At 45.3% G+C, this 23709-nt stretch carries 21 protein-coding genes; 7 read left to right on the top strand and 14 right to left on the bottom strand.

Going from position 1 to position 23709, the window contains the following annotated elements:
- The first annotated feature begins 9 nt into the window (after positions 1 to 9).
- Positions 10 to 1413: a sodium/glutamate symporter gene (locus H5300_RS12220; protein WP_182796056.1), complete on the top strand. Its 1404-nt coding sequence runs from the start codon at positions 10 to 12 to the stop codon at positions 1411 to 1413.
- A gap of 124 nt (positions 1414 to 1537) precedes the next feature.
- Here the strand turns inward: H5300_RS12220 and H5300_RS12215 are convergent, their stop codons facing one another.
- The 5 genes from H5300_RS12215 to H5300_RS12195 all read right to left on the bottom strand — a co-directional run bounded on the left by H5300_RS12215 (position 1538) and on the right by H5300_RS12195 (position 4261).
- Positions 1538 to 1861, bottom strand: coding sequence for a DUF4144 domain-containing protein (locus tag H5300_RS12215; RefSeq protein WP_182796055.1), 324 nt, complete (start codon positions 1859 to 1861; stop codon positions 1538 to 1540).
- Positions 1862 to 1892: 31 nt separating this feature from the next.
- A complete protein-coding gene (locus H5300_RS12210) occupies positions 1893 to 2159 on the bottom strand; it encodes a Txe/YoeB family addiction module toxin (RefSeq protein WP_017095093.1) in 267 nt (88 codons plus the stop codon).
- A complete protein-coding gene (locus H5300_RS12205; RefSeq protein WP_017061616.1) occupies positions 2149 to 2406 on the bottom strand; it encodes a type II toxin-antitoxin system Phd/YefM family antitoxin in 258 nt (85 codons plus the stop codon). Before H5300_RS12205 ends, H5300_RS12210 begins: the two co-directional genes overlap by 11 nt.
- A 186-nt stretch (positions 2407 to 2592) precedes the next feature.
- Positions 2593 to 3384 carry a CLCA_X family protein gene (locus H5300_RS12200; RefSeq protein WP_017095094.1) on the bottom strand — a complete coding sequence of 264 codons (792 nt, stop codon included), beginning with the start codon at positions 3382 to 3384 and terminating at the stop codon, positions 2593 to 2595.
- A gap of 175 nt (positions 3385 to 3559) precedes the next feature.
- Positions 3560 to 4261 (bottom strand): flavin reductase family protein, encoded by a 702-nt coding sequence (locus tag H5300_RS12195; protein ID WP_182796054.1) that lies wholly within the window; start codon positions 4259 to 4261, stop codon positions 3560 to 3562.
- Between the two features lie 233 nt (positions 4262 to 4494).
- Between H5300_RS12195 and H5300_RS12190 the strand changes: the two genes are divergently transcribed.
- Positions 4495 to 5826 (top strand): ferric reductase-like transmembrane domain-containing protein, encoded by a 1332-nt coding sequence (locus tag H5300_RS12190; RefSeq protein WP_182796053.1) that lies wholly within the window; start codon positions 4495 to 4497, stop codon positions 5824 to 5826.
- A 193-nt stretch (positions 5827 to 6019) separates the two neighbouring features.
- On the top strand, positions 6020 to 6427 hold the full coding sequence (locus H5300_RS12185; RefSeq protein ID WP_026012354.1) for a hypothetical protein: 408 nt from the start codon (positions 6020 to 6022) through the stop codon (positions 6425 to 6427).
- 227 nt (positions 6428 to 6654) lie between these two features.
- On the opposite strand, the gene H5300_RS12180 is transcribed toward H5300_RS12185, so the two are convergent.
- Positions 6655 to 8097 (bottom strand): N-acylglucosamine 2-epimerase, encoded by a 1443-nt coding sequence (locus tag H5300_RS12180; protein WP_182796052.1) that lies wholly within the window; start codon positions 8095 to 8097, stop codon positions 6655 to 6657.
- A 143-nt stretch (positions 8098 to 8240) separates the two neighbouring features.
- Entirely contained in the window at positions 8241 to 8888 is a 648-nt protein-coding gene (locus H5300_RS12175) for a glutathione S-transferase family protein (protein WP_182796051.1), read from the bottom strand.
- 116 nt (positions 8889 to 9004) lie between these two features.
- Here H5300_RS12175 and H5300_RS12170 point away from each other — a divergent pair, with 116 nt between their 5' ends.
- On the top strand, positions 9005 to 9856 hold the full coding sequence (locus H5300_RS12170; RefSeq protein WP_017083089.1) for a LysR family transcriptional regulator: 852 nt from the start codon (positions 9005 to 9007) through the stop codon (positions 9854 to 9856).
- Positions 9857 to 9956: 100 nt separating this feature from the next.
- Here the strand turns inward: H5300_RS12170 and H5300_RS12165 are convergent, their stop codons facing one another.
- Together H5300_RS12165 and H5300_RS12160 are read right to left on the bottom strand one after the other, a co-directional pair.
- Positions 9957 to 12071 carry a methyl-accepting chemotaxis protein gene (locus tag H5300_RS12165; protein WP_182796050.1) on the bottom strand — a complete coding sequence of 705 codons (2115 nt, stop codon included), beginning with the start codon at positions 12069 to 12071 and terminating at the stop codon, positions 9957 to 9959.
- 402 nt (positions 12072 to 12473) lie between these two features.
- The gene (locus H5300_RS12160; protein ID WP_108195244.1) at positions 12474 to 14264 is read right to left on the bottom strand and encodes a sigma-54-dependent Fis family transcriptional regulator; all 1791 of its coding nucleotides are present in this window, start codon (positions 14262 to 14264) and stop codon (positions 12474 to 12476) included.
- Between the two features lie 326 nt (positions 14265 to 14590).
- Here H5300_RS12160 and H5300_RS12155 point away from each other — a divergent pair, with 326 nt between their 5' ends.
- Positions 14591 to 16111: an aldehyde dehydrogenase family protein gene (locus tag H5300_RS12155; RefSeq protein ID WP_108195245.1), complete on the top strand. Its 1521-nt coding sequence runs from the start codon at positions 14591 to 14593 to the stop codon at positions 16109 to 16111.
- Positions 16112 to 16253: 142 nt separating this feature from the next.
- Here the strand turns inward: H5300_RS12155 and H5300_RS12150 are convergent, their stop codons facing one another.
- The 5 genes from H5300_RS12150 to H5300_RS12130 all read right to left on the bottom strand — a co-directional run bounded on the left by H5300_RS12150 (position 16254) and on the right by H5300_RS12130 (position 20575).
- Positions 16254 to 16991: an NUDIX domain-containing protein gene (locus H5300_RS12150; RefSeq protein ID WP_017083093.1), complete on the bottom strand. Its 738-nt coding sequence runs from the start codon at positions 16989 to 16991 to the stop codon at positions 16254 to 16256.
- Positions 16992 to 17228: 237 nt separating this feature from the next.
- Positions 17229 to 17630 (bottom strand): hypothetical protein, encoded by a 402-nt coding sequence (locus H5300_RS12145; RefSeq protein ID WP_017083094.1) that lies wholly within the window; start codon positions 17628 to 17630, stop codon positions 17229 to 17231.
- Between the two features lie 145 nt (positions 17631 to 17775).
- Entirely contained in the window at positions 17776 to 18108 is a 333-nt protein-coding gene (locus H5300_RS12140) for a multidrug efflux SMR transporter (RefSeq protein ID WP_009846216.1), read from the bottom strand.
- Between the two features lie 158 nt (positions 18109 to 18266).
- Positions 18267 to 19106 (bottom strand): S-formylglutathione hydrolase, encoded by an 840-nt coding sequence (gene fghA / locus H5300_RS12135; protein ID WP_017083095.1) that lies wholly within the window; start codon positions 19104 to 19106, stop codon positions 18267 to 18269.
- Positions 19107 to 19426: 320 nt separating this feature from the next.
- A complete protein-coding gene (locus H5300_RS12130; protein ID WP_012601124.1) occupies positions 19427 to 20575 on the bottom strand; it encodes an S-(hydroxymethyl)glutathione dehydrogenase/class III alcohol dehydrogenase in 1149 nt (382 codons plus the stop codon).
- A gap of 322 nt (positions 20576 to 20897) precedes the next feature.
- On the opposite strand from H5300_RS12130, the gene H5300_RS12125 reads away from it, so the two are divergent.
- Entirely contained in the window at positions 20898 to 21242 is a 345-nt protein-coding gene (locus tag H5300_RS12125; protein WP_017095108.1) for a multidrug efflux SMR transporter, read from the top strand.
- Positions 21243 to 21715: 473 nt separating this feature from the next.
- Positions 21716 to 23709 (top strand): SEL1-like repeat protein (locus H5300_RS28335; RefSeq protein WP_182796049.1); only part of this gene is annotated, 1994 nt, incomplete at its 3' end.

Here is a 23709-nt window from a genome sequence, read left to right as displayed (position 1 = left end):
GATTATTTTATGTCATCATTGTTTTTTCCATACGTAGGAGCCTTTTTTTGGGTCGGTGTATTGCTGTCTTTTGCAGCTTTCCTACGCTCAAGAGTTACCTTCTTTCAGAAGAACCTGATTCCTTCAGCCCTGATTGGTGGTGTGATTGGCTTTGTACTCATGAACTTCGGTTTAATAGGTATGCCAACTCAAGAAGGCTGGAAAGAGATACCAACCAGCGCGTTTGGTGTGTTGGTTTCTCATTTGTTCGTGTTTGGTTTTATCGGTATTGGTTTAATCCAACAAGATGAACCTGAACCTGAAGCTGATAAAGCTAATTCTAGCTGGGTTAGAAGTGGGGCACTTTGGCTTGCTCTGATTTACTGCCTTATCTATGCAATACAAGGGATCACTGGGCGTACTGTTTTTGAACTTTATTCGTACCTTACTTCGGGCGAAATCTTTACGGGTTACGGTTACCTAGTAAGCGTTGGGTTTTCACAAAACCCTGGGGCTGCTCAAGCTATTGGAGGTATTTGGGAAAATGAATATGGAGTACAAAAAGCAAGCACGGTTGGCCTAGCCTTTGGTGCTGCTGGTTTCTTATTTGCTGTTCTGATTGGCATTCCATTTGCCAATCAAGCGATTAAGAAAGGTTGGTTATCTGAAAAGCACTTATCCAGCATGCCGAAGCCGTTATTAACCGGCATCATGGGCAAAGGTAATTCTGAGCCTTGTGCACAATCTACGACTCATAGCGCGAATATCGACACTTTTGCTTTCCATTTTGCTGTGATGTTTGTGTTGTACGGTGCGGGCTATGTTTTCGCTTTGGCATGGGCGACATTCAGTTGGCCTGAATCAATTGAGAAGGTTAGAGGCCTTGGTTTCGGTATGCTTTATGTTTGGGGCATGTTAGCTGGCGTTATCACGCGAAAGACATTAAGAAAGGTCAAATCGTGTCATGTGTTAGATAACTCTACGACGCGCCGCATAACGGGTACAACCGTTGATTTCATGATTTGTGCAGTGTTCTTAGCGATTGGTATCAACGATATCCAGCAGATCATTGTCCCATTCTTAACGACAACGATTTGTGCTTCAGTGATCAGTTTCTTTGTGATTGTGTGGTTTGCACGTCGTATGCCTAAATACGGGTTCGAACGTGGCCTAGCAGCATTTGGTTGTTATACCGGTACAGTTGCTTCAGGTTTATTACTGTTGCGTATTGTTGATCCTGAGTTCAAATCACCCGCAGCATTTGAGTTGGCAATCATGAACATATTTATTTTGCCAATTGTGCAGATTATCTACATTAACCTGCCATTTTTTCCATCAAGTAACTCGATCATGTTACCTGTATTGACGGTCTATGTAGTGACGATGATTGCGTCTTTGTTCCTACTTGGTTTTGTTAAAAAGCGAGCTTGGTAGCATCAACGGTTTAAGTTCATTTGGACATAAACCAAAAATAAAACAGCGCCTAATTTGGCGCTGTTTTTGTTTGTTCTGTTTGATAGTTCTGATTCGAATCTAGGTTTCGAATTAACAACCGATATTAACGAGGCTCAAAAGCGAGTGACTGAATCGCTTCTTCTATCGTTAGGAAGTGGATCTTCATCAGGCATACTTCGGCTTTCTGGAACTCGTGATTTCGAATCAGTTTAGTGACGTTTTCAGTCGAATAGCGTTCAGGTCGTTTCGCTAGAGACAGTTGATTTGAGCTCGATTGAAGCGAGTAACTGTCGCCAACTGAATCGATGAGGTAATCCTCTTCGCCCAAGATCATGTCTGAGCATTCTGCTCGAAATTCGTGTTCGGATGCGACGTAAATAAGCTCATCGTCACCGTCGAGTTTTACCAAAGATGGCCAACTGATCATCACTGCCCTTTCTATGTGCTGCTTACTGCTTTTAATAGTGGTGACGACAAGCAATTATGTAAAAGTTATCGTCATCTGCTTTATACACTAATCGATTCTTGTCATCGACTCGTCTTGACCAAAATCCAGACAGGTTGCCGACTAGTGGCTCCGGCTTTCCAATCCCTTCAAAGGGCGTTCTTTTGGCAGCTTCAATCAACTTATTTAGCTTCTTGAGCGTTTTCTTGTCTTGGGTTTGCCAGTATAGGTAATCTTCCCAAGCATTATCTGTAAATACAATCTTTCGATCATTCGTCATTATTCAATTCTCGAACGGTTGTATTTCCGGCTTCGAGTTGAGCAATGGATTCAGCCAATCTTTCAGCGTTTTTAGGCGAGCTCATTAGGTACAAGGTTTCTTGCATTGAATTAAAATGATCAAGAGACATTACCACGGCATCTTCTGAATCTCGTCTGGTTATTACCGTAACATCAGAATCGTCTACCACTCTATCGAGCACAGACTTAAGGCTATTTCTTGCCTCAGTAAAAGAAACAATATTCATCACTTATTTACCCTGTTGTTTTTGGATATGTTTAATCTTTCAATATACACAGAATAGTTAATCATTCATGAATTAACTATTGTACATGTTCCGCTTGTTGTACATGTTATCTCAGAGATTACACATGGTCAACTTATGGTACATGTCACTCACTGTAAATCTGCAGAGTGTTACTGACTCAAAATGCTATTTACTTAAAGATCGGCCCAACGGCGCGAAGTAACCTTGCAGCGCTTGATAAATCTCTTTGCGATGCGTGAGGTCTGGATAGAGAGGGAACATATCCGGTTTGGTCGTGCCATCGACTAAGTAAGAATTCTCGATATTTGAGCAGGACTCAATCGTAGCTTCAAAGGCACGCGCCATCATTTCTGTGGGTAGTGAGAAGTAGCGGGCAGACGTCGCTTTGTCGGCAATAACACTGCGTGCAACGTAGTCGTGTTTATCTAGGTTGTTGTCACTGAGTAGTGTGGCATCGAACACAGACATCAAACTCTCGTTTAATGGATGAGGTCGCACCTTTCTATCGTGTAGCCAACAGTCACTGGCGAACAAGATGTGTTTTTTGGGGCCAGAGGTATCGCCGATTTCAAACGCCTTCTCAGCGATATAGTGGTCAAACGCATGCCAAAACTCGTGAGCGAGCGCACCAGCTCCTGCATTCTTAGCGAGGGCTAACTCTCTTTGATTTGGTGCGTAGTGTGCTTGCACACCTTTTCTGCCACCACTGCCGAACGCTAAGCCTAATGTGCCGCGAAGGCCAATTGCTTCTGGTGGCAAAGCCAGGATGTAAGCCAAGTCGGCTAACGAGTCGAATATCAGATTTGCGGCTAGCTCTTTCTCTTCTTTCGTTACCCAAGCGCCCACACGGATGCTGCCCATACCGAAGGTCTGTTTGATGTCCATGAATGACACCTGATCGCCATGTCGGTAGTCTGGGCCTTTGCGCGTTTTGTATTTAAAGTGGGTTAACTTCAAAGGGGTCCTTGGAGAAAGATGTTAGGTGGAAATAAAGGTGTTCGGTGGAAATAAAGATGTTAGATGAGAATTAAGTGGAGCATTCTTATCGGATGCTGGGCATTGAGTCATATTCTTTAAACTACACCGTTATGAACAGTATTTATGAACGAAAGTTAGCACCTTTGTGAGTAAATTACCGAACAAAATGAGTTAGATTGTGTTCGAAAGCTTCCCATGAGGTTGGGCTACCTTCGTGGGTCAGTGGAAACAGCGGCTTATTTGGCTTGGCATAGCTTAAACGATGTAGCCTCTGCGTGACATGATAGCTGTCTAGCCCAGAAATAGTGACTAAATCTAACGCTTCTAAATCTAGGTAGCCGTCCGGCATCACAGCACGTTTTGGCGCGTGAACCGTAACAACTTCACCAATCAACATTTGAGTTTGGTTACTTTCAATTGTGATTTGTTCTTTGAAAGCCAAGCCTATTTTCAGAGGACTCTCCAAGACAAACGGAGCAGGGAACACATCATCATAATAGGACGTGAGACCGACCGCGTTAAACTCTGAGATTGATTTAGGATAACGAGCGGAAGTTTGATGGGCTTTTTGAACAAAGCCCGCACCGATGCTGTTGATGGTGAAGTGTCGAGTTTCTAGGATGTTCTCTAATGTATGACGGCGACTTTCTGCAGGTCGGACGATGAAGCCAAACAAAGGTGGATTCGACCCTAAATGAACCACAGAACTCACCACAGCAAGGTTTTCTAGCCCTTGTTTATCGCAGGTGCCAATAAGGTTGGCGCTTTTGAACCCCGATAAGGAGTTAATTAAACGAGCGCGCTCACGATGATCCATTGCTTGGATATCTTGTCTTGAAAGGGTCATTTCCTTCATATTTTCTCTTCTTCTCACTTTTATTTCGACGACTTGTTCACTAACCAACTCATATTTACGCAGAAGCATCCTCTATCGATCAGCAGAGTGGTTGGTTTGGTCGTGGGCAGCCCGTCTCTTTTATCTCTGCTACGGCACAACGGGCGAGATCATTTGCATAGATTTACGTATGTTGACGTCGCTTTACATCACAGGAGCTAAAGTAATGATGTCGTCTTTATGAGTGTTAAAAAATGAAATCAGTCCGCAATATCATCTGGGCAATGATTGCCACAATGTCAGCCTTTTGGTTTGCGATGGAACCGCAACTCTTCGCTTCAAACAACATATTTGAATTGCGCTCTGCCATGATTCAGTACTCGGGTATGTTGTCTCTGATGTTAATGTCCATCACCATGATTTTGGCGATGCGTTTACCTATGGTTGAGAATTGGCTCAACGGTATGGATAAAGCGTATCGAGTCCACAAATGGCTAGGTATAGGCGGCGTAGCACTGGGTGTGACACACTGGTTGTGGTACCAGATCCCTAAGTGGCTAGTGATGTCTGAAGTGTTGGCTAAGCCTGTTCGACACGATGGTTCAGGCCCTGCAAGAACATTGTCTGGTTGGGAAGCATGGGTCAATGGACTCCACGGCTTTGCTGAAAACATTGGAGAGTGGGGCTTTTACCTATTACTCGTTTTACTGGTGGCGTCGTTGTGGGCGGCTGTGAAATACAAACCGTTTAAATTGTCACATCGTTTTATGTCGGTCGCGTACCTATTGATCGCTTTTCACTCAGTATTACTTCTCAAACATGCCTATTGGGGCGAACCAATTTACTACCTCACAGTGGCATTTGCTTTGGTTGGGTCTGTTGCGGCGATTTACAGTTTATTGGGCTTTGTAGGGCGTCGTAATCGTCACTCTGCTTCTGTCGTTTCCACTCGCTACTTTCCCAAAGCTGAAGTGATGGAGTTAGTGCTAAAGCCAAGTACATCATGGCGAGGACACAAAGCAGGGCAGTTTGCGTACTTACGCTTTGGTAATGAAGATCCTCATCCGTTTACTATTGTGTCAGGTAGCGAAGATTCAGAAGTACGTTTCTTGATTAAAGAGTTGGGTGATTTTACTAATGGGTTAGTTGAGCGAGTAAAGGCGGGCGATGCGGTTACGGTGGAAGGGCCTTATGGTCGACTTGAGTTTGACCTAAACAAGCCACAAATTTGGATTGCGGGTGGTGTCGGAATAGCGTCGTTTTTTGCAACGCTTGAAGCGCTCAAAACAGAGAAAACTCATCCTCGAATTGAACTGTTTTACTGTACCCGTGGTGTCGATGAGCATTTAGTCGATGAATTATGGCACCTTGCACATCAAGTCGGAGTGAAGCTGAACGTAATAGATACCTTGCACTCTCCGCGATTAAATGCAGAGAGAATCGCGAGTCAATGTGGTGATCTAAACGTTTATGAGTTGTATTTTTGTGGGCCAGAGTTGTTCTCAACCTCGCTTAAAAAAGAACTCGATACGTACAAGTTCAATGTTGACCAAAATTATCACGAAGAGCTGTTTGTGATGCGTTAAAAAGGCCGAATGAGGTATCAATAGCGTCAAGTTTGGCTCTTCGTTGCGGGGCTAAGGCAGCGGTTCGATTTGGTGTTATTGATACTTAACGACAAGCTCTAATTAAAAAGGCAAAAGTTACTCAATTTTTTATTGCAGCGGTTTGCTATTGAGCGATACCATGTACGGCTGTTTTATTGGTAAAGATTGCAAAATGTCAGATGAAAAGCTCGCGCTAGAGTGGATGCGTCAACAAGCGCATAGAATTGATCCATATGTTATAAATCCATCATTTGATGAATGCGTTGAGTTGCTTGAGCCTGCCTTTAAGAAGGGCAAGAGTGTCGCGCAGCTAAAATATCTATTATCAGAAGCGGATCGCCGAGCTGGCGCTGCCGAGCGTAAACACGCCGCTTTAAAGTTCGCCAAAGAAAAAAGCCCAAAGGCAGGCCAAAACCTTCGCCTTCAAAGCAAGCTTCAACAAGTTCAGTTGGCATTAAAGTTAGCGACGGGCGATAACAACATGACCATATCGCAGTTCTGTTCTGAGTATGATGTCAGTAAGCGAGACGGCAACGAAGCGTGGAATGAAAAGCTGGTTGAGCAGAATAATAAGAAGTGATTTTTTCGATGTCTTATGCTGTTTCACTGAGGCCCGATAAGATTTACTTGCTCGTGAAAGTTTGTTCATAAAGTCATTTCAAACCCTACCAATAAATATTGTTCCACTGTATTTCAAAAGCCTGAAAAGCATCTTTTCTTCTCAGGCTTTGCGAACAGCTAGTCACTCACCTTTTCCGTCTTAACCGTAAACCACAGCTAAAAGTATCGATGAGCGAATATCAGATATTAAGGTCGAATGTTATTGAAGCTGACCTTCTGCGTTCCATCTCCAAGTTTCTCCAACTTAACTACGTCTCCTTGATAGTAATACGGTTCCATTGGCATATTGCTGTTGGTCGGTCTTGCGTAGTGCAATACAGCCAGTTTAGCGTCAACTTGCTGAGCATATAAATAGCCAATCAGCGCATGTTCAAATTGGTGATAGCCATTGCCCCAATGGAAAGCTTTAGTACGCTTAGGATCAAGCCCAACGCCACCGTATTTGTGGTCGACCCATACATCATGAAAGGTCGGTAGGGTGTATTGCAGGACGTCTTTCATTGAACCATCGACCAGCGAAACCGTCATGGCCGCTTGATCAAGCTCAGCCCACTCCCATGATGACGCCCACTGACTGTGCGGTCTGCTTTGCCAGCCCGTGATATCTTGCCCTTGCCACATTTTCTGAAGTCGCTCACCAAAGTAGTTAGATACATTGGCAAAGTCTTTCTGATATTGCGCCTGATCCAGAGTGTGTTTCATGCCGTCTAAACCAAATTCCGACCAATCGGAATTATCTAATGCATGACCGGTTAGATAGGTCATCCAATATGCTTTGATGGTGTGCCCAAAATCGTTGTGATTGGCATTCGGCATCATCGCAGCTTTATCGTGAATAGCCCCGTAGAAGCGTTGTTGATCTTCAGAATGGTATTGGTCAATCATGGCTTGCGTGAGCCAGTTTAAGTCATCAAGCCATTTGGATTTGACGGGCTCTTTGAGCAGAGGTGCGACTAACAACAGGTAGCCGTTTATTTGATCAAGTTGCGCGACCAGTTCGCGTCGTTTTGCACTGCCATCTTCACCGTCAGCAAGTACCCAAGCAAGACCACTGTTGTCGCTAAGTCGATATTTATCAAAGATAAAAGTTTGTTGGGCGATGAGTGCTTCTTCTACCTTTTTGTCTTGGGTCAGGTAGTAGTACATGGCAAGGCCAACTAATGCATACGCTTGATCTTGAGAGGTACGCTGCTGCCAATCCTGGCCTGCTTTTCCCTCTTTTGTGTAGCCAATAAAGCCACCATTTTGCTTATCTTCTAGCTGATCAATGAGGTAGTACGCCCCTTGCTTAGCAAGCGCTAAAGCTTGTTTGTCTCCAGTAAGGTGATAGAGCATGCCGTAGGCATAGGTTTGGCGTGATTTCATGCGCGTAAACTCCTTGCCAAAGTGCGGAGTGATCCAGCCTCTGTCTAATTCAGGACACACATCAGAAACATCGAGCAAGGTACCGTCATCACAACGAAACGTCGGGAAGTTGCCTACCGGTTCTCCCTGAGCGCTAGGCATCAGCCAGTAAGGTGCGAGCCCTTCAGAGGCATGATTGATCCAGTCTTCTCCAGAGGGAAGGGTGACATTGGCAGATACGGCCAAGCTGGCCACGCTGAGTAATGCGATCGTTGCTCGTAACATAATGTTTATCTTAACTATTTGAATTTAGTTGAATATAAACAATCGCATCTGCACATTGTGATTCGGTGATCACAATCGACCAAATTATTGTGGTTTAAATAAAGGCTCACAGACTAGTGAGCCTTGAAAGGGTGTTTTGTATTTTATACAGGCTTCCCCGCCTCATCTTCTTCAACCACATCGGTTTCTAAGCTTGCCTCTGCCAGCCATTTTTGTATTGATGGGCTGTTAAGCACACGTTGTTGATACTGCGAGGCTTTCTTTGAAAGCTGGATGCCATAGGTTTCTACACGTAAAGCCACAGGTGCAAACATCGCATCGGCAATCGACCACTCACCAAATAACCATCCTTCAGGGTATTGTTCCATCTGTGTCGACCAAATGGCATCGATACGAGCGATGTCTTTCAAGGCGTCTTCACTGAGTGTGAGCTTTCGTTGTGCGCGGCAGTTCATCGGCATTTCATTTCTGACGGCAAAAAATCCAGAGTGCATCTCGGCGGAAATTGCTCGGGCATGGGCGCGTTCTTTCACTGAACTGGGCCATGCTACGTCGTTCAAGTGAGCGTCGTTAACGTATTCGAGAATGGCCAATGAATCCCACACTGCAACGTCACCATCAACTAGGGTTGGAACCTTAGCCGTTGGTGTCACTTTCTCCAGAGTGTCGTAGAAATCAGAGGTGAAAAGCTTGAGCTTGATGACTTCCGCATTCAGGTTGTAGTTGTCGAATATTAGCCATGCGCGCAGTGACCAAGTTGAGTAGTTCTGGTTTCCAATATAAAGCTGCATCGTTGCTTCCTTGCGTTTGGTGGGTATGTTTTGAGCCTAGGGCATGCATTTGAGCTTAGGGGATTGTATTGCGGCGCACTAACGGATAATTTTGATGCAATACATTAATAAAAACGATGGGTGGTGATTTCAATATGGATATTGATGCGTTGCGAGGCTTTCTCGCGTTCGTAGAAACCAGTAGTTTCACACGTGCAGCGAAACAGATAAATCGCACCCAATCGGCATTCAGTGCTCAGATGCGTAAGTTGGAAGAAGAACTCAACGTCACTCTTTTCCAAAAAGAAGGGCGTAACTTAATACTCACTGAAGCAGGTTTAGCGCTGCGTTCTCATGCCGAACAGTTGGTCGCGCTCCACAATACAGCCCTCAAGCAAGTAAAGCGTTACGAAGACAAACAACCTCTGCGACTCGGCTGCCCTGAAGATTACAATGACACCATTCTGCCGAAAGTGATTCGCCTGTTGCAGAAAGCAGAACCCACCTGTTCTATTCAAATATTTAGCCTGCCGAGCATTACGCTCAGAGAGTGGTTGGATGATGGCCGTTTAGATGCGGCGATTGTCACTCGAGCACCCGACAGCGAAGAGGGGCATTGGCTCACCAGTGATATTGGGGTTTGGATTAGTAGCCCTGATTATGCGTTTGATGGTTCCAAGCCTGTTCCATTAGCTTTGTTTCAAACGGACTGTAAATATCACGCTGCAGCAGTGAATGGTTTAACTAAGCAGGGCACGCCTTATCAGTTATTGGCGTGCAGTAATACCGCTTCTGCACAACGTGCCATCGTCAAAGCGGGTTTGGCCATTGGTGCGATGGGTAAACTGAGCGTGACTTCAGATTTGAGAATCCTCGATGATATGCCACCGTTGCCTTCGGTCGATATTGTGCTGATCCTAGCGAGTAAGCATCATCCGGTATTGGATAAAGAGGTACTCAATCAGCTTGTGGAGTTAGACTCCAATTAGATTTTTGCTCGGTGAGGGTAATGTTGAGTGCGGAACTAAAATAGATAGGCCGAAAACATTGCGTTTATCGGCCTTATTTTTATGGAAGACTGAACGTGAGTTAAGAAAGCTTGAACTTGCTTAACTCACCGTGCAAATCTCCGGCTTTCACTGTCAGCTCATTACTGATTGCTACTGATGATGTCATGGTGCCCATCACTTCCACAGCGGTGTCATTGATGATCACTACATTGCGGTTAATCTCTTCTGATACTGAGCTTTGCTCTTCAGCCGCGGACGCAATCTGATTGTTCATGTCGTTAATCACTTCAATCGCTTGGTTGATTTCAGATAGTGCTAGATGTGCTGCTTGGGTTTCCCCTTTGGTGTCATTCGCTTGCTTCTGGCTTTGCTCCATCAATATCACGATAGATTGAGTCTCTTGCTCTAGGCGAGCCAGCATCGAGCGAATCTCTTCTGTCGAACCTTGAGTGCGATTTGCGAGGTTACGCACTTCATCTGCCACGACAGCAAAGCCTCGTCCTGCTTCACCCGCACGTGCTGCCTCAATAGCGGCATTAAGCGCAAGTAAGTTGGTTTGTTCTGCAATGCCACCAATCTCGCTCAAGATACCCTGAATAGCGGTGCTCGAATCGACCAAATTTTGCGTTTGTTGCTGTGCGTCATTTACCTGCACAGCCAAGCTGTCTACAGCGCTGGCGGCATTGTCCATGCGTGTCATGCCATTGAGACTGTTGCTTTGTACTTGGCTTGCTGCTGCGGCTGCTTGAACCGCTGAACTTGCCACTTCTTGCGCAGTCGCACTCATTTCATTGATCGCGGTTGCAAGTGAGTTCACCTCGTTAACCTGAGAGTTCAACTGGTCACGTGAAACTTCAGCACGAGCTTGGCCTTCTGTTGCGTTTTTATCTACTTGGTCGGCCGTTACCATAACGGTAAGTAGCATCTCTTGCATACGAGATAAGAAAGTATTGAACCAGTGTGCAAGCTGAGCGGTTTCATCTTTTCCTTTCACTTCAATGCGGTAAGTTAAGTCGCCTTCGCCTTGTGCTGCATCTTTAAAACGCTCCACTAAGTTGTTCAGAACCTTGCCCAGAGAATTGGCAATGAATGCCATTGAGGCAATGCCTAGAATAGCTGCGATGAGCCCCGCCCACACACCTTTTTCAAGTGCCTTTGAATTCTGTACATCACTCCATTGCGTGTAGTCGTCGACGCTTTTTGTAAGGTGACTACTGGGAACCGACACCATGACTACCCATGGTGCATCACTGGTATCAATGGCTGTTATTGCGTACTCATCGCCGCCGAAATTAACAAGGCCAGCCCCTTCTCGCTTAGCGATAGATTGAATTGTCGACCATTCGGATTCCAATTCAGAAGAGACTCTTTTACCCACCATGTTTCCAGCACGGCTATTGGCGAGAGTTATGCCTTTCCATGATGTGATAAGGATTTTTCCTTCGCCATCAAACAAGTTACGTGCAAGCAATTCGCTTTGGCTTTGAAGCTCAAACAAAGACAAATCAAAACCAATTGAGCCAATGATTTTCCCGTCTTGTTTGATTGGTTGGCTGATGGTAGTGATGAGCTCTTGCTTACCGCGAACTGGATAGAAATAGGGTTCCATCACAAATGTCTTACCGGTTTGGTATGGCATTAAGTGCCAGTCGTCTTTGCGCTCACCGTTGCTGTTTAGCTCGGTATTGCTAAAGCTCTCCATTGCGACGGCGTCAAAGCTGTTCTGATCATTTGGAGAGAAGAAAGGCGCAAGGTAGCCCTGACTGTTAAAACCTAATTCAGTGTCCAAGCTGATCTCGTTATTCAGATCGGTTTGTTGTGGCCAAGTCTTGTTCTCCCACACCATGTAGCCCGCAAATACAGCTTTGTTTTGTGCTTCCAAGGCGGCAGTAAACTGTTTAACGATAAGGTCTGCGCTTGCGTTGGTTTCTGAACTTAACTCAATAATGGATCGTGCTTGCTTAAGGTTTGCTAGTACAGGATCAAGTTGGTTGGCAATGTTCAAACCTTGTTGAATGGCTGTGTTTTGTAAATCTGTCGTTGTGGCGTCTGTCAGCTGCGTCTTTACTTTTTCAGTGGCTTGTTTGTTCACATCGGTAAAGGCGCTGGTGGTCATGCCCATTGCGATCAACAGAGTGAAAGCCATCGCTCCACCTGCACTGACCGCAATTCGCGTACGTATACTGTTAAACATAAGATCCCTGTAGCCAAATAGTGGTAGTTTTCCAGAGATTTTAAACAAGATAAGTGAATGGAAAATTCAAAATAATGAACACAAAAAGAATAGGGTGATCAAAATTATAAATAGGATTGCATAGTGCTCTGATTTATATCTTATGGGCGAGTTCTATAAGGCAAGTAAATGGCCGTTAGTATTTCATTAGCTATTTGTATTCATTGATCTTTTAAATTTACTGATGATATTTATTTGTCGGTAAATCAAGAAGTTGTAGTTTGAGAGTATCCTGAATATGGATTACTCATTACGTGACTTTACTCACACTTTAATTTAATCCGAAGCACATTATATCCACTTGTAAAGTGTGTGTTTATGCGTTGCATGTTCAATCTGAGGAACCAAATCATTGTGCATGTTTTATTGAAGAATCCCCAAGCTCTTTAGCTTTCGATAAATGGTATTGCGGCTGATGCCCAGTATTCGAGATGTCTTACTGATGTTGCCTTGGTTCGCTTGATAGGTTTGTAGCAAGGTTTCTTCAACTGTACTTTTTAAATCGGAATTCGCTGAACCTTTGATGGCATTAGGAGTTATTAGTTGATGCTGATTATCGTGTGCTAACGACGTGAGATGTTGAGCAAGGTGGCTTGGCACATGTTCTAAGGTGAGCTGTGGTTCATCACTCGCCAGTAAAGCCGCGACCTTGAGTAGATTATCTAATTCGCGAATATTGCCCGGCCAAGAATAGGCGCACAGTAAGCTCATCAAGTGAGGGCAGATTGTTTGTTCGTCTTCGGCGTATTTACGATGAATGTGCTCGATTAAGGCGTGTTTGTCTTGTCGGTGTTGTAAACTCGGCAAGGTGAAGGCTAAGCCGTTTAAGCGGTAATACAAATCTTGTCTAAATTCTCCAGTTGCGACTAACTGTTCTAGGTTTTTATGAGTGGCGGCGATGATCTGACAATCGACTTGGTAGCTCTGATTTGAACCCACGGGCACCACGGATTTGTCTTGCAGAACATGCAGCAATCGACACTGAGCCTCTAACGGCATATCGGCTATTTCATCCAAAAATAGAATGCCTTTGTCTGCTTGGCGGATCTTACCTTGAAAACCTTTGTGGCTTGCGCCAGTAAAAGCGCCCGGCGCGTAGCCAAACAGTTCTGATTCAATAAGGTCTTTCGGCAGCGCACCGCAATTTACCGCCACCAAGGGCGAAGATTTTCGTTGGCTTTGCTTGTGCAGCGCCTTAACAAACTCGCCCTTACCAACTCCTGTTTCTCCTAAGATCAACAAGCTGATCCCTTTGTCGATAACCTTATTGGCTTGCTGCCAAGCGTGTTCTATTTGTTGTTCGCCATGGTGCAAATCACACGATGCTGAAATAGAGCGAGTGCGTTTTGCAGTTGGTTGTTTGAGGTGCTGTTTCTCAAATACAAAGGGCGTGTCTAATGAGGTTCGGTTGAAGAGGGTATCTATGCATTCGCCGACGATCGAGGTTTGATCCAGTAGTTGAGAGGCAACCTGATTGTGCGCGACTACCTCACCAGCTTCATTGGCTATCACTATTCCTTGCCAACCACTGTGTAGTAAAGATTTCTCACACGCGAGATCGATTCGAGTGGTGCCTTGTGGGATATGACTTAATAGCTGATTTTCAACAAGCTGAACCATATTTTGAACCAGCAATTGGACAGAACTGTCGTGTTGTTGCTGCTCACTGGTAATGTCCAATACGCCAACCATCTGCCCTTGATGATCAAACACAGGGCTTGCTGAACAGCTGATAAATCGATGCTGGTGGATGAAGTGTTGTTCGCCAATGATGGATACGGGTTTCGCTTCAACAATGGCGGTGCCAATCGCGTTGGTGCCTTTAAGTTGTTCCTGCCAACACGCTCCAGAGCTGAGTGCAATTGACGTCAGCTTCTCCTTAAACCGCTCCTGTCCCCAACTCGCCAGAATCACCCCTTCAATGTCCGTCAAAATCAAACGACTGTCAGTGCGCGCAAACATCTGATTAAACAGAGGGAGAGCATTACGTTCGACGATATGAATCAAGTCAGACGATTGATGACGTCGCTGTTTAAGAATCGATTGTGGCAGGCGAATGTCTTCGGGAAGTCGTCTCTGTTTTAGACCCGCTTCTGTGCTGCGGTGCCAAGACGACGAAAGCCAATCTGAGGTGTTTGCTTGTTGAAGGTGCATGACTGTTCCATGTCGTAACAGTGAGGGTGTACCAATTTGGAACAGTTGAACACTGGTGTGGTTTCCAGACGTCCGTTCAATGCCAACTCACTTTGGGTTGTAAACGTTTGGTAATCATAGTTTTACAATTTATTAACAACAAGTTTTGAAGTTCTGGCGTGTGATTTGCGTTGTTACTGTTGTGAAGAAAACACGAAGTATCAGTGTTTTAAACAGAAAGCATAAACATGGGCGTCTTGTCATGAGTTCTTTCTCAAGAGGAGCCGCCTAAAAAATAAGACAGCTCTAGCTCAATAACGAATAACAAATCAAAGAAGGATCTAACTATGATTTACGCACAGCCGGGTAGTGATAACGCAGTGGTGAACTTTAAAGCACAATACGATAACTTTATCGGTGGCGAGTGGGTGAAGCCTGTCAGCGGCGAGTATTTTGATAACACTTCCCCAGTGAATGGTCAGGTGTATTGCCAAGTGGCACGCTCAACCGAGGCGGATATCAGCTTGGCACTCGATGCCGCGCATGCTGCTCGTGCAAGTTGGGCTTCGACCAGTGTAACTGAGCGCTCCAACATCCTGCTTAAAATTGCCGACCGCATTGAAGCGAACCTAGAAGAAATCGCGGTCGCTGAGACGTGGGAAAACGGTAAGCCAGTGCGTGAAACTTTGGCAGCAGATATCCCTTTGGTTGTCGATCACTTCCGTTACTTTGCGGGCTGTATTCGAGCGCAAGAAGGCAGCGCAGCAGAGCTAGATTCAAACACCGCAAGCTACCACTTCCCAGAACCTATTGGTGTGGTGGGGCAGATCATTCCTTGGAACTTCCCGATTTTAATGGCGGCTTGGAAATTGGCTCCTGCACTGGCTGCGGGCTGTTGTGTGGTGATGAAGCCAGCCGAGCAAACACCAACATCGATCTTGGTGATGATGGAGAAGATCTCCGATCTTCTGCCTGCAGGCGTGGTCAACATCGTCAATGGTTTTGGTAGCGAAGCGGGTCAAGCGTTAGCAACCAGCGATCGCTTAGCGAAGTTGGCGTTTACTGGTTCAACAGAGGTCGGCCACCACATCTTGAAATGTGCCGCAGAAAGCTTGATTCCATCAACGGTTGAGCTTGGCGGTAAGTCTCCAAACATCTACTTCCCAGACATCTTTAACCATGAAGATGATTACCTCGATAAGTGTGTCGAAGGTATGTTGCTTGCGTTCTTCAACCAAGGTGAAGTGTGTACCTGTCCATCACGTGTGCTGATCCATGAATCGGTATACGACAAGTTCATCGCCAAGGTGGTCGAGCGTGCTCAAACTATTAAACAAGGTAACCCGCTAGATACTGATACTCAGGTTGGCGCACAAGCTTCAAAAGAGCAGTTCGATAAGATCTTGAGCTACCTAGAAATCGGTCGTCAAGAAGGTGCGAAAGTGCTAACAGGTGGTGAAATTGCGCAGCAACCAGATGATCTCGGCAACGGTTACTACATTCAGCCAACCATGCTGGAAGGGCACAACAAGATGCGTGTATTCCAAGAAGAGATCTTTGGCCCTGTTATCGCGGTAACGACGTTTAAAGATGAAGCAGAAGCGCTAGAGATCGCCAATGACACCGAGTATGGCTTGGGTGCAGGCGTGTGGACGCGTGATGCAAACCTAGCGTATCGCATGGGGCGCAACATTGAAGCGGGGCGTATTTGGGTGAACTGTTACCACGCTTATCCAGCACATGCCGCGTTCGGTGGTTATAAGAAATCAGGCATTGGTCGTGAGACACATAAAATGATGCTCGATCACTACCAAAACACCAAGAACCTGTTGATCAGCTACGATACTAATCCGTTGGGTTTCTTCTAATACTGGTTCTTTCTAAAAGTATGAGAATGAATCATAGGTACAAAGAATAACTAACAACGCAGTTGGCTTAATTAAGAAAAATAAAAAGTGAAAGCAAAACGCCCAATTCAATTGAGTTGGGCGTTTTTATGTTTGAATTGGTCTAGCTTTTCGAAAAGAAGATCTCGGGCTTGTGGACTGGGCCATAGTTGCCTTCTAGCTGAGTAAGCTCTAATCCTTGCTTTCCTATCAGAGAGCCGACCAATTGGCGGTTAAACGGGTAGCTGTCGGGGTTGTTAATATACTCTTCAACATCTATCCATTTAGCTTCTGCAATTTCATCAGTGTCTTGAATCGCGATATCTTGAGTTTGAGCGATAAGGTGACAGATAAAGTAGAGGTTTGATTTGCCAAACTGATACGGGTGTCTTGTCGCCATGCCAACCACAGACACGAATGTTGCCTCGATACCGGTTTCTTCCAAGGTTTCTCGAACAACCGATTCCTCAATACCTTCACCCAACTCAATATGGCCGCCAGGTAACTTGTAGCCAGTCATACCGTGCTCTTTAATCATCAGCACTTGGTTGTGTTCGTTGGTGATCAACGCGCCAGCACCCAAGGTGTGGGTAGGGATGAAAGGCACAAACTCTACAATCTCGGATTTATGGATCAGTGTGATTTCGTCTTCTAGACAGTTGTGAAACACAAAGCCAAGCTCAGTCGCCACCGGAATAAGGTGCGAGAGTGAAATAGGTAAACTAATCCAAATGATGCCTTTGTTATTCTGCTTTGAAAATTCGGTGATCTCGCTGAGTTCGGCATTGAAAGAGTCAGCATCGTGAGGGGCTGTTGCTGGGTCAATGATGATGCCGTTAAATTTGTCGAGCGTAAATTCCACTAGTGATCCTTTATTATTTTTGATTTATTGGGAGTCGAGCCTAGGTGGAGCTTATCTTATCTCAAGAGCTTATAAAACCTGCTCTGCTTGTAGCATTTTTAAGAGCACGGCAGTGGTGGGTAAAAAGCGAGGGAGAGTATAAAGCGGGCGGCTTGAAACAAAAATTGCGCTAGAAACAAAAAACTGCGCTTGGAAGCCAAAGCGCAGTCTTGAAATAGGGTCTATGGCAGCTCGATCTTAGCGAACATAGTTAGCGTCAACACTTACGTACCAGTGTTGCAGTTTGCCGTCGGCCTTTTTGATCCACAAATCGTTGGTGTAGCTCTCGATCTTACCGTTAACTGTTAAGTTGAATGTGTTCTCGTCGAATTCACCAAGCTTCACGAACTGGTCTGTGGTAACTAGGAACGGGTCCATGTCGTCCACGCCAACCACATCTGAAATCACATAGTAGTGGTAAGTCAGTGGCTTGCTCGCATCATTCGGGTTGCTGCGGTACGCCACAAGCTTGAATGGTTCCGTTAATGGAACGTCGAGCGTTTGCTTGTCCATGGTCGCTGGAATCGGGATAAACAGCCAAGCGGTAAACAGACCGCTCAATAAAACCATCAGGAAGAAAAGAGTCTTAATTGCTTTCATAGCAACCTTCAAAATAGGTGATGTTGAAGGCGCTATGGTAACAGGTTTGATTTGTTGATTGTAAGAGTATGAATAAGTGAAGGTGACACCTGTCTGTTAGGAAATTTGAACGAATTGACACACTGTTCATAAGTCATTATCTACACTAGTGCGAGTGACCTTGCGACAGGTTTATCATCACAACACCAGCCGCAACGAATAACATGCCGATCCACACCATGGTATCGAGGTGCTGGCGGTAAACGAACGTAGAAATCAGACTCACTGTCACGATAGCTAAACCTGCCCACAAAGAGTGAACCACACCAACTGGCATCCCTTTCATAGCTTGGCTCAAAAATAGAAATGCCGCCAAGTGTCCTGAAATCACCAATAAAGCAGGGATAGGTTTAGATAAGCTGAAACCGTCGGTTGCTTTAAGTGCTACGTGAGAAAGTGCTTCTGCCATCACGCCCATCATTAAGAAAAACCAGCTCATAGTCGTACCTTTAGTTGTATTGTTTTGTTGGTATAGCGGGATGTTTGAAAGAGTGAATCGTTGTTGCTGCTATTGAGTTACAGCGGACTCGCCCAAATAGCAGGCACAAAAAAGCCCGCACCTCACGCTTTTGCAAGGTGCGGGCTAAATTCATCTGGCTACTTGTTTAAGTAAGCTGCGTGGAACTCAATGTGTTCATCAATAAAGCTAGAGATGAAGTAGTAGCTGTGGTCGTAACCTGGCTGCATACGTAGCTCTAAATCGGCATTAGTTACCTTAGCCGCTTCGACTAATTGCTCAGGTTTAAGCTGCTCAATTAGGAAGTTGTCCGCTTCGCCTTGGTCAACCAACATTGGCAGCTTAGTGCCATTGGTTTTGAGAAGCTCAGAGGCATCGTAGTGTTTCCACTCTTCAATATCTAAGCCTAGATATTGGTTGAATGCTTTCTGTCCCCAAGGGCATTGCATTGGGTTGGTGATTGGGCTGAATGCCGAGATAGAACGGTAGCTATCTTCGTTCTTGATGCCAATCGTTAGGGCACCGTGTCCGCCCATGCTGTGACCAGAAATCGATTTCACAGATGTTACTGGGAAGAAAGATTCAATCAGCGCTGGGAGCTCTGTTACCACGTAATCGTACATGTGGTAATGGCTGTCCCATGGTGCTTGAGTGGCATTCACATAGAAGCCTGCACCTTGGCCGAGATCGTAGCTTTCATTGTCGGCAACGCCTTCGCCACGTGGGCTTGTATCGGGTGCAACAATAGCGATGCCTTGCTCAGCCGCAGCTTTGAACGCGCCGGCTTTTTGCATGAAGTTTTCATCGGTACAGGTCAAGCCTGATAACCAATACAAAACAGGAACTGGGTTTTCTTTGCTTGCGTTAGGCGGCAAGAAAATCGCAAAACGCATGTTGCAGTCAAGCGTTGCAGAAAAGTGGGTGTATTGTTTGTGCCAACCACCAGCAACCTTTGCTTGGCTAATGTTTTCGATTGTCATCTATTGTGCTCCGTTAGGTTGATGGTTTTGGGGAATAACATGTCTATATCATTTAAAGTTTCACCACCCACCGGGCAGGAGGTGGTGAAGACAGTTTCGCTCTGATGTTTAAGTCAGAACTGTGGTCTCGACACCTAAGTGCCGAGACCAAGAGGTGTTATACCAATCACAGTAAGTAGATGGTCATAAATAGCGCAGAAAAAATGCTTGAGAACAAGGCAGAAATTTTCGATAAGTAGTTATTCTACAATCAAAATTTCTAACGCCGTTATCGAGCGTTTTAACAAGCTAGAATGACCAGTTATTTACTACGATTGGTATTATTTATCCATATGTAGAACAGTACGGATAGATTCACCTTTGTGCATTAGGTCGAATGCTTCGTTTACGTCTTGCAGACCCATTGTGTGAGTGATGAACTCTTGCAGACCAAACTCACCTGCCATGTAACGGTTAACGATTTCTGGAAGCTCAGAGCGGCCTTTAACACCACCGAAAGCAGAACCACGCCATACACGACCAGTCACTAGTTGGAATGGACGAGTTGAGATCTCTTGACCTGCACCTGCAACACCAATGATTACTGATTCGCCCCAACCTTTGTGACAGCACTCAAGTGCTTGACGCATTACGTTTACGTTACCGATACACTCGAAAGAGTACTCAACACCGCCGTCTGTCATCTCAACGATAACGTCTTGGATTGGCTTGTCGAATTTAGTTGGGTTGATGCAGTCAGTTGCGCCAAGCTGTTTTGCTAGCTCGAATTTGCTCTCGTTGATATCTACACCGATGATGCGGTCAGCACCAGCCATGCGAGCACCAATGATTGCAGAAAGACCGATACCACCTAGGCCGAATACAGCAACGTTGTCGCCTTTTTCAACTTTAGCTGTGTTCAGTACCGCGCCCATACCCGTTGTTACACCACAACCTAGAAGACAAACTTCTTCAAGTGGTGCTTCTTTGCTTACTTTCGCTAGAGAGATTTCTGGAAGTACTGTGTACTCAGAGAAAGTAGAGCAACCCATGTAATGGAAAATTGTTTCGCCATTGATAGAGAAGCGGCTTGTACCGTCTGGCATCAGGCCTTTACCTTGCGTTTCACGAACGGCTTGGCATAGGTTAGTTTTACCAGATTTACAGAACTTACATTCGCCACATTCAGCTGTGTAAAGTGGGATAACGTGGTCGCCAATCTCAACACTTGTAACGCCTTCGCCGATCATCTCAACGATGCCGCCACCTTCGTGACCAAGAATTGAAGGGAAGATACCTTCTGGATCGTCACCTGATAATGTGAATGCGTCAGTGTGACAAACACCAGTAGCAACGATGCGAACTAGAACCTCACCAGCTTTAGGAAGTTGTACATCAACTTCTTCCATTTTTAGTGGCTCGCCAGCTGCCCATGCAACCATTGCTTTTGATTTGATATGCGTTTGACCAGGTTTAATTTCGATTGTCATTGGATGTTTCCTATATATGTCAGTACAGCGGATAACTGTGCAATTAAATTCAACCCGTTAAGCGTAGTTGAGCTTAATTGTTTCCGCTCTCTCGTTTTGTTGGAGCTAGTATAGGTGTGAGTGCATGTTTTGATAATCCCCTTAAATAGAAAATGATTATTACGCATATGTAATAATTGATGTGTTCAGAGGAGTTCGGAGAGGGGGGGTGATTACTCAGAAAATCTAAGGACACAGTAAACAGGAACTATGTAGGTAAGACATTTATTAGAAACAAATGGGACGTAAGCTTTCCGCCTATTTTCTCGTTGTAGACTCAAACATGCTTTTATCTCTCCCACCGCCAGTGATGCTGTCACTTGCCATTGTGCTTGAAGTTGTCGCGACTTCTCTATTACCTAAAACGCAACAATTTACTTCTTTACCGGCCACTGTTGCGGTATTGGCTAGCTACGGCTGCGCTTTCTATCTGTTATCTCTCACAGTACAAACCATGTCTTTGGGTGTGGCGTATGCGATTTGGTGTGGGGCAGGGATTGTATTAGTCGCAGCATTGTCTTGGCTGGTCTACGGGCAAAAACTCGATATCTTCGCGATCATCGGTATCGCTTTGATTCTGGCTGGTGTTGTGATTATTAACTTGTTTTCGACGTCGGTGAGTCATTAGGGGAGCTAGTTGTGTTATGCGTGAGGGGGGCACAACTTTGTGACTCGTTATGTACGCAACACAGGAGTTTCAGCTACTGAACTTGTTAAGTTTAACCCTCAAGAACTTATTCCTAGTTAACTTATTCCTAGTTAACTTATCAATAGTCGAGTTGGTTGATTCTCGACTGTTACATCCCTGCCCGTTTATTTGACAGATTGAATACTCTACACAATTTAGCGACGAGCCTTTCCCGACTAGAATTCACTCAAACGCAGTAAATATGCAACATATGCAACAATAAGCAATTCACTCGATTGACTTTCTTCTAACTTATTGATTTTATAAAAAGTCACAAAGAGAAGGTCGCATTATTTTATTACTTGCTATTTAAAGGTCGCTATAGCGACTTTGCTACTACTTGTCATAGATTTTGTGGAAATCACAAGTTACACACATAAATAATAATTATTACTTATACAACAGAGTCAGAGATGCGAATTTTAATTTTCTTAATAGTTTCTATTAGCTTGGCTGGGTGCACTCAAGATCGACATCAAGAAGATATTGAAGCAAAAAAAGCTGCATACTTTCAACAGGCAGAGCAAGGGGACGCTCATGGTCAATTTAATCTAGGCGTTATGTATGAAGACGGAAAAGGTGTATCTCAGGACGATACACAAGCAGTGTCTTGGTATAGAAAGGCCGCAGAGCAAGGGCATGCAAGAGCTCAAACCAATTTAGGACGGATGTACAAAAAAGGCAGAGGTGTTTCCCAAGATTATGAAGAGGCGGTGTCTTGGTATAGAAAGGCCGCAGAGCAGGGGTATGCAAGAGCTCAAACCAATTTAGGATGGATGTACGACGAAGGCCGAGGTGTTTCCCAAGATTATGAAGAATCAGTGTCTTGGTATAGAAAGGCCGCAGAGCAGGGGTACGCGAGAGCTCAAACTAACTTAGGATGGATGTATAAAGAAGGCCGAGGTATTTCTCAAGATGATAAAGAGGCGGTGTCTTGGTATAAAAAGGCAGCTGAGCAGGGGGAGGCGAGCGCTCAAAACAATTTAGGATGGATGTACGACGAAGGCCGAGGTGTCTCTCAAGATGATAAAGAGGCGGTGTCTTGGTATAGAAAGGCCGCTGAGCAGGGGTACGCTAGAGCTCAAACCAATTTAGGATGGATGTACGAAAATGGCCGAGGTGTCTCTCAAGATGACAAAGAGGCGGTGTCTTGGTATAGAAAGGCCGCTGAACAGGGGTATGTAAGAGCTCAAACTAACTTAGGATGGATGTACGAAAAAGGCATCGGTGTTTCCTTAGATAACAAAGAAGCGGTGTCTTGGTATAGAAAGGCCGCTGAGCAAGGACATGCGAGAGCTCAAAACAATCTAGGCGTTATGTACGAAGAAGGCCGAGGTGTTTCTCAGGACTATAAAGAAGCGGTGTCTTGGTATAGAAAGGCCGCTGAGCAGGGGAACGCGACAGCTCAAAACAATCTTGGCGTTATGTACGAAAAAGGCAGAGGTGTCTCTCAAGATGACAAAGAGGCGGTGTCTTGGTATAGAAAGGCCGCAGAGCAGGGGCATGCAAGAGCTCAAACTAACTTAGGGTGGATGTACGACGAAGGCAGAGGTGTTTCCCAAGATGATAAAGAGGCGGTGTCTTGGTATAGACAGGCCGCAGAGCAGGGGTATGCGAGAGCCCAAAACAATCTAGGCATTATGTACGACGAAGGCACAGGTGTTTCTCAAGATGATAAAGAGGCGGTGTCTTGGTATAGAAAGGCGGCTGAGCAAGGGGACGCGAGAGCTAAAAACAATCTTGGTGTTATGTACGGAAAAGGCCGAGGTGTTTCTCAAGACGACAAAGAGGCGGTGTCTTGGTATAAAAAAGCCGCTGAGCAGGGGCATGCGAGAGCTCAAACCAATTTAGGATGGATGTACGCCGATGGCACAGGTGTTTCTCAAGATTATAAAGAGGCGGTGTCTTGGTATAGAAAGGCGGCAGAGCAGGGGTATGCAAGAGCTCAAACCAAGTTAGGATGGATGTACGTCGAGGGCACAGGTGTTTCTCAAGATGATAAAGAGGCGGTGTTGTGGTTTAGAAAGGCCGCTGAGCAAGGGCATGCGCTAGCTCAAAACAATCTAGGTGCTATGTACGCAGAAGGCCGAGGTGTTTCTCAAAATTATGAAGAAGCGGTGTATTGGTATAGAAAGGCCGCAGAGCGAGGACACGCGCTAGCTCAAAACAATCTAGGCACCATGTACGCAGAAGGCCGAGGTGTTTCTCAAAATTATGAAGAAGCGGTGTCTTGGTATAGAAAAGCCATTGAGCAGGGTGCTATGGATGCTCAATATAATCTTGGATTGTCTTACGAACGAGGTGTGGGTGTAATTCAAGATTATGAAGAAGCGGTGTTGTGGTTTGGAAAGGCCGCTGAGCAAGGGCATGCGCTAGCTCAAAACAATCTAGGCAGCATGTACGTAGA

The sequence above is a fragment of the Vibrio sp. SG41-7 genome (assembly GCF_014164465.1).
Taxonomy (GTDB): Bacteria; Pseudomonadota; Gammaproteobacteria; order Enterobacterales; family Vibrionaceae; genus Vibrio; species Vibrio splendidus.
This window is presented reverse-complemented; position numbering and strand designations above follow the sequence as displayed.

Coding starts and splice junctions, on each gene's coding strand:
- H5300_RS12220 (WP_182796056.1), top strand. CDS start 10: ATGTCATCATTGTTTTTTCCATACGTAGGAGCCTTTTTTTGGGTCGGT.
- H5300_RS12215 (WP_182796055.1), bottom strand. CDS start 1,861: ATGATCAGTTGGCCATCTTTGGTAAAACTCGACGGTGACGATGAGCTT.
- H5300_RS12210 (WP_017095093.1), bottom strand. CDS start 2,159: ATGACGAATGATCGAAAGATTGTATTTACAGATAATGCTTGGGAAGAT.
- H5300_RS12205 (WP_017061616.1), bottom strand. CDS start 2,406: ATGAATATTGTTTCTTTTACTGAGGCAAGAAATAGCCTTAAGTCTGTG.
- H5300_RS12195 (WP_182796054.1), bottom strand. CDS start 4,261: ATGAAGGAAATGACCCTTTCAAGACAAGATATCCAAGCAATGGATCAT.
- H5300_RS12190 (WP_182796053.1), top strand. CDS start 4,495: ATGAAATCAGTCCGCAATATCATCTGGGCAATGATTGCCACAATGTCA.
- H5300_RS12185 (WP_026012354.1), top strand. CDS start 6,020: ATGTCAGATGAAAAGCTCGCGCTAGAGTGGATGCGTCAACAAGCGCAT.
- H5300_RS12180 (WP_182796052.1), bottom strand. CDS start 8,097: ATGTTACGAGCAACGATCGCATTACTCAGCGTGGCCAGCTTGGCCGTA.
- H5300_RS12175 (WP_182796051.1), bottom strand. CDS start 8,888: ATGCAGCTTTATATTGGAAACCAGAACTACTCAACTTGGTCACTGCGC.
- H5300_RS12170 (WP_017083089.1), top strand. CDS start 9,005: ATGGGTGGTGATTTCAATATGGATATTGATGCGTTGCGAGGCTTTCTC.
- H5300_RS12165 (WP_182796050.1), bottom strand. CDS start 12,071: ATGTTTAACAGTATACGTACGCGAATTGCGGTCAGTGCAGGTGGAGCG.
- H5300_RS12160 (WP_108195244.1), bottom strand. CDS start 14,264: ATGCACCTTCAACAAGCAAACACCTCAGATTGGCTTTCGTCGTCTTGG.
- H5300_RS12155 (WP_108195245.1), top strand. CDS start 14,591: ATGATTTACGCACAGCCGGGTAGTGATAACGCAGTGGTGAACTTTAAA.
- H5300_RS12145 (WP_017083094.1), bottom strand. CDS start 17,630: ATGAAAGCAATTAAGACTCTTTTCTTCCTGATGGTTTTATTGAGCGGT.
- H5300_RS12140 (WP_009846216.1), bottom strand. CDS start 18,108: ATGAGCTGGTTTTTCTTAATGATGGGCGTGATGGCAGAAGCACTTTCT.
- fghA (WP_017083095.1), bottom strand. CDS start 19,106: ATGACAATCGAAAACATTAGCCAAGCAAAGGTTGCTGGTGGTTGGCAC.
- H5300_RS12130 (WP_012601124.1), bottom strand. CDS start 20,575: ATGACAATCGAAATTAAACCTGGTCAAACGCATATCAAATCAAAAGCA.
- H5300_RS12125 (WP_017095108.1), top strand. CDS start 20,898: ATGCTTTTATCTCTCCCACCGCCAGTGATGCTGTCACTTGCCATTGTG.